This window comes from Cobetia sp., assembly GCF_983723665.1.
The window spans coordinates 1-2,021 of record NZ_CFDJES010000114.1; the positions used below are offsets into that span (position 1 = coordinate 1).

General features: G+C 65.0%; 3 protein-coding genes. All 3 read right to left on the reverse strand.

Features of this window, described 5'->3' with window-relative positions:
- Positions 1 to 1,220, reverse strand: a 1,220-nt coding sequence (locus AC4FAH_RS11215) for a molybdopterin molybdotransferase MoeA (RefSeq protein ID WP_490246044.1), incomplete at its 3' end; no start/stop codon positions are given.
- Entirely contained in the window at positions 1,210 to 1,740 is a 531-nt protein-coding gene (moaB, locus tag AC4FAH_RS11220; protein WP_043333541.1) for a molybdenum cofactor biosynthesis protein B, read from the reverse strand. The genes AC4FAH_RS11215 and moaB, both read right to left, overlap by 11 nt.
- Positions 1,741 to 1,742: 2 nt before the next feature.
- On the reverse strand, positions 1,743 to 2,021 hold a 279-nt coding region (locus tag AC4FAH_RS11225; protein ID WP_490246045.1), incomplete at its 5' end, for a DUF1244 domain-containing protein.

The window sequence follows — 2,021 nt, forward strand, 5'->3', positions numbered from 1 at the left end:
ACCGCCGAGTTCTGGTCCGGGAAGGCATGTGCCTCAAGCTGTCCATCACTGCCGGGCGCCAAGGTGACGCGCAGATGATCCTGACGAATGGCAGTGCGGGCTGAGAAGGCCGCGCGTACCGTGAGACGTTTCAGCTCGCGCAATGCAGCGCAGTCGGTCATCTCGCCCAGTAACGGACGAAGGAACAACCAGCCACCGACCCAGCTGGAGACCGGATTGCCCGGCAGGCCCACGACACGCACCGCGTCACCCCGAGGGCTGTTGATACCCCCCAGCGCCAGTGGTTTGCCCGGTTTGATGGCCAGGCGCCACAGATCCAGACTGCCGAGCGCCTCGATGGCGGGGCGGACGTGGTCTTCCTCGCCGACGCTGACTCCACCGCAGGTGACGATCAGGTCAGCCTGTTGCGCCGCCGAAGCGAGGGCGTCACGAGTGGCCTCGAAGGTATCGGCCACATTGAGCGGTGCCAGCACCACCTCAGCCCCGAAGTCGCTGAGCATCTGGCTGAGCATCACGCGGTTGGAGTTGTAGATCTGGCCGGGCTTGAGCGGCTGGCCGGGTTCGATCAGTTCATCGCCGGTCGCGAACAAGGCCACTCGTACTTTGCGGCGCACCATCACGTGACTTGCCCCCTGGCCATACAGAAGGCCCAGCGCGGCAGCGTCTAGTCGCGTGCCCGCCGCGAGCAAGCGATTGCCCTTGCTGACATCCCGGCCTTGAACGCGAATGTTGTCGCCGCGGGTGCGAGGCCCGGGCAGCCAGGCCAGGGTGGTGCCATCTTCGCCTTCACGCAGTGTCACCTCTTCCTGCATGACCACCACGTCGGCGCCGTCGGGGATTTCCGCCCCGGTGAACAGGCGCGCACAACTCGCCACGGCCAGTGGCGTGGCAGGCTGACCTGCCGCGATACGCTGACTGATCGGCAGCCAGGCACCGTCACCGATGTCTGTCACGCGGGCGCAATAGCCATCCATCTGGGAGTTGTCGGCAGGCGGTACGTCAAGCTCGGCATGCACGTCCTCGGCGAGCACACGTCCTGCTGCGTCACTGACTGCCACGCGCTCGGCTGGCATCAGCGGACAGCTGTCACGTAGCGCGGCGAGTGCACTGGCCAGGGGCGCCAGCCCCTTGGCGCCGACAGGCACGGCGTCGCAGCCACATTCTGCCGCCGCGGAAGGCGACGGGCGAGAATGCGGGTCTTTACTGGCGTCAGTGGGCATGGGTTCCGCGCTCCGGGATCACCAGGTTGGCGAAGTTGCAGGGGCGGTGGCGGCTGTCGAGCTGCTCCTTCAGGATGCCGTTCCAGGCCGTCTTGCAGGCGCCGGTGGAGCCGGGCAGGCAGAACACCACGGTACGGTTGGCCAACCCCCCAAGACAGCGGCTCTGGATCGTCGAGCTACCGACTTCCTGGTGGGAAAGCTGACGGAAGAGTTCGCCGAAGCCCTGGATTTCCTTGTCGAGCAGCACGCGAATGGCTTCCGGCGTGGAATCACGTCCGGTGAAGCCTGTGCCGCCCGTCGTCAGGATGACCTGCACGGCCGGGTCCGCGATCCACTCGCTGACCACGGCGCGCAGCTGGTAGACGTCATCGGGCACGATACGCTTTTCATGCAGCGTATGGCCAGCCGCCGTCAGGTTGTCGACCAGTGCGTCCCCGGAGCGGTCATTTTCTGCGGTGCGTGTATCGGAGACGGTCAATACTGCGATGGTGAGGCCGATCTGTTCGTCATTGCCGCTCATGATCAGTCCTTCTTGCCTTGTTGACGTGCCTCGAGCGCTGCCAGCTGCTCAGGGGTCGCCTTGGCTTGGTGATGTGTCTTCCACTCGGAATAGGGCATGCCGTAGACATGCTCGCGCGCCGCGTCGTAATCGAAGCTCACGCCACGCTCCTCGCCAGCGGCCATCAGCCACTTGGAGAGGCAGTTGCGGCAGAAGTCGGCGAGGATCATCAGATCGATGTTCTGGACATCCTTGTTGTCATCCAGATGCTTGAGCAGACGACGGAACGCGGCCGCTTCCAG